Source organism: Bacteroidota bacterium (assembly GCA_017303975.1).
Classification (GTDB): Bacteria; Bacteroidota; Bacteroidia; order JAFLBG01; family JAFLBG01; genus JAFLBG01.
This window is the reverse complement of record JAFLBG010000019.1, coordinates 53,949-57,388: the sequence shown is the minus strand read 5'-3', so window position 1 is coordinate 57,388 and position 3,440 is coordinate 53,949. Positions and strand designations below refer to the sequence as shown.

Here is a 3,440-nt window from a genome sequence, read left to right as displayed (position 1 = left end):
AATAGAACTACTAAAAATATATGCAATGAATATATTTAAGAAAAAAGAAATTATACCCACTGTCAGTTCGAGCGGAGTCGAGAACGTACAACAGACCAACAACGCACCATCTCGACTCCGCTCGATGAGACTGCACTCGCTCTCCCCAATATATCGGAACTCGAACTGACAATACACACAAAACCAACTAATATGAACCTGACAAAATACTTATATGTTTATATTCTAGAATGTTCAGACAAGTCTTATTATACAGGAGTAACCAACAATCCGGACAAAAGACTAATTGAACACAACACCGGAGAAAATATAAAAAGCTACACATATTCGAGACGACCGGTTAAAATGATTTATTGTGAACGGTTTGTCGATTTTAACCTAGCTATTAAATGGGAAAAACGAATAAAAGATTGGAATAGAAAAAAGAAAGAAGCTCTTATCAATGAAAAATGGGATGTATTAAAAATTGAGGCTGCGTGTAAAAATGAAACTTCGCACAAAAACATCAAAAAGACATAACACACGCTTTCGTATTTGGCATCTCGACTCCGATCGATGTGACGTTTGATACGGTGCGTGCTGCGACTCTAGAATTGATATGAACACTTCATCAAATCAAGAAGAAGAAAACAAAAAATAAAGTCAGTTAGGGGTTACATCGAGCAAAGTAAGAGAACATAGGAGAGCCAAGCGTCAGTTCGAGAGTCACATCGAGCGGAGTCGAGATGGGACATTCTAGAACTTGCGAGAGCATACCAACAAACGTTCTCGACTCCGCTCGAACTGACAACAAAAAAAAATACAATTAAAATGAGTATTAACCAAGACCGCCTAAACGCCTATAGAGTAATGTGGACCCTAGTAATGTACGACCTGCCTACAGAAACCAAAAAAGAACGCAAGGTTGCCGCAGGCTTTAGAAAATCGCTAATGAAAGACGGATTTAGTATGTTTCAGTTTAGCATGTATGTAAGACACAGTGCTAGCAGCGAAAATGCCGATGTACACAAAAACAGAGTAAAACGATTATTACCCGAACACGGTAAAATTGGGATATTACAAATAACAGATAAGCAATTTGGGCAAATGGAAATATTTTATGGCAGCAAACCTCAAGAATTACCAAATGTGCCACAACAATTGGAGCTTTTTTAGTTTGTGAGTATTAGCGGCTTGTCAGTTCAAACGTCACATCGAGCGGAGTCGAGATGCGACATTCGAGAACGTGCGTTGGTAGTCTGTCACACGTTCTCGACTCCGCTCGAACTGGCAAGAGTGTAAAATGACCTTGCTAGAAACAAAAAATCCCGCCAAAAGCGGGATAATTGTTTGAAAACACTTCACTTTTTTTATTGAAAAAACACCTCTAATACATTGATTTTGTTGTGGTTTTTGACCTATCTAGTGTTTATCAATAAATCAAAGATACATTTTGAAAGCAAATCACAACTCGGAAGTTAGCCCATATTGAACTAAGGCCAGTGTTTATCAATAAATCAAAGATACATTTTGAAAGCAAATCACAACACAAAGAAGGCTCTTTGTGTTGGATGTATAGTGTTTATCAATAAATCAAAGATACATTTTGAAAGCAAATCACAACAAGAACTTAGTAAGAGCCTGTGTGAATTGGAGTGTTTATCAATAAATCAAAGATACATTTTGAAAGCAAATCACAACAGAGTTTGCAAATGGATTGTTTTTAACAGAGTGTTTATCAATAAATCAAAGATACATTTTGAAAGCAAATCACAACTTAAAAGCTCGCTTTGCCTCTTTCTCCTTAAGTGTTTATCAATAAATCAAAGATACATTTTGAAAGCAAATCACAACACAAAAGTATTTTCAATAATCTGAATAAATAGTGTTTATCAATAAATCAAAGATACATTTTGAAAGCAAATCACAACTACGCTATCCCATCTTTTTATTGATGCTATAGTGTTTATCAATAAATCAAAGATACATTTTGAAAGCAAATCACAACACGAAGTGCATCGTTGCTTTTTAAAACGGTAGTGTTTATCAATAAATCAAAGATACATTTTGAAAGCAAATCACAACTGCTACCTTTTGCAACTCATCACACAAATAAGTGTTTATCAATAAATCAAAGATACATTTTGAAAGCAAATCACAACAGCTTAAGAGCATCCGTTTCCGTAACCTGCAGTGTTTATCAATAAATCAAAGATACATTTTGAAAGCAAATCACAACTACTCAATATCCGCCCACTTTAAAGCAGCAGTGTTTATCAATAAATCAAAGATACATTTTGAAAGCAAATCACAACTTTGCACATAAATTTAGTAATGGAAGTAAAGTGTTTATCAATAAATCAAAGATACATTTTGAAAGCAAATCACAACACATAGAAACTTCTCCTTGTCTTGGATGGAGTGTTTATCAATAAATCAAAGATACATTTTGAAAGCAAATCACAACTATCCAAAGTTTCTTCGCCATATTAAATATAGTGTTTATCAATAAATCAAAGATACATTTTGAAAGCAAATCACAACGACATAACTCTTTATACTTTTTTCGGTAAGAGTGTTTATCAATAAATCAAAGATACATTTTGAAAGCAAATCACAACCATTTATCATTGTTTTTAAAAAGTTTATTTAGTGTTTATCAATAAATCAAAGATACATTTTGAAAGCAAATCACAACTAATCCCAAGGCAGATATACTTTAATATTAGTGTTTATCAATAAATCAAAGATACATTTTGAAACCGAGTTTTTCGCGAGGTTCACGAACACAATTAAAAAAAATTAAACATATCGTGAGTAAAGCAAATCATGGTACAACTATTAGTTTCAATACTCAGAGCAACGCTCTATCTCGACTTCGCTCGATATGACCACACTCAGATTAATCATTCCTAATTAACAACTATCCCTAATACTCATTTTTATACATTTTGAAACCGAGTTTTTCGCGAGGTTCACGAACACAATTAAAAAAAAATAAACACATTGTGAGTAAAGCAAATCACGGTACAACTATTAGTTTCAATACTCAGAGCAACGCTCTATCTCGACTTCGCTCGATATGACCACACTCAGATTAATCATTCCTAATTAACAACTATCCCTAATACTCATTTTTATACATTTTGAAACCGAGTTTTTCGCGAGGTTCACGAACACAATTAAAAAAAAATAAACACATTGTGAGTAAAGCAAATCACGGTACAACTATTAGTTTCAATACTCAGAGCAACGCTCTATCTCGACTTCGCTCGATATGACGACACTCAGAATAATCACTCCTAATTAACAACTATCCCCAATACTCATTTTTATACATTTTGAAACCGAGTTTTTCGCGAGGTTCACGAACACAATTAAAAAAAATTAAACATATCGTGAGTAAAGCAAATCATGGTACAACTATTAGTTTCAATACTCAGAGCAACGCTCTATCTCGA

Annotated in this window: 2 protein-coding genes and 1 CRISPR repeat array; both genes read left to right on the top strand. The window is 33.9% G+C overall.

What is annotated here, in order from left to right:
- The first annotated feature begins 192 nt into the window (after nucleotides 1-192).
- Nucleotides 193-519, top strand: coding sequence for a GIY-YIG nuclease family protein (locus J0M08_08135; GenBank protein ID MBN8703019.1), 327 nt, complete (start codon nucleotides 193-195; stop codon nucleotides 517-519).
- 291 nt (nucleotides 520-810) lie between these two features.
- Complete coding sequence (cas2, locus tag J0M08_08130) at nucleotides 811-1,155, top strand: CRISPR-associated endonuclease Cas2 (protein ID MBN8703018.1); 345 nt, start codon at nucleotides 811-813, stop codon at nucleotides 1,153-1,155.
- Between the two features lie 248 nt (nucleotides 1,156-1,403).
- A CRISPR array of direct repeats spans nucleotides 1,404-2,677; the repeat unit is 47 nt; unit sequence AGTGTTTATCAATAAATCAAAGATACATTTTGAAAGCAAATCACAAC.
- Between the last annotated feature and the right edge of the window lie 763 nt (nucleotides 2,678-3,440).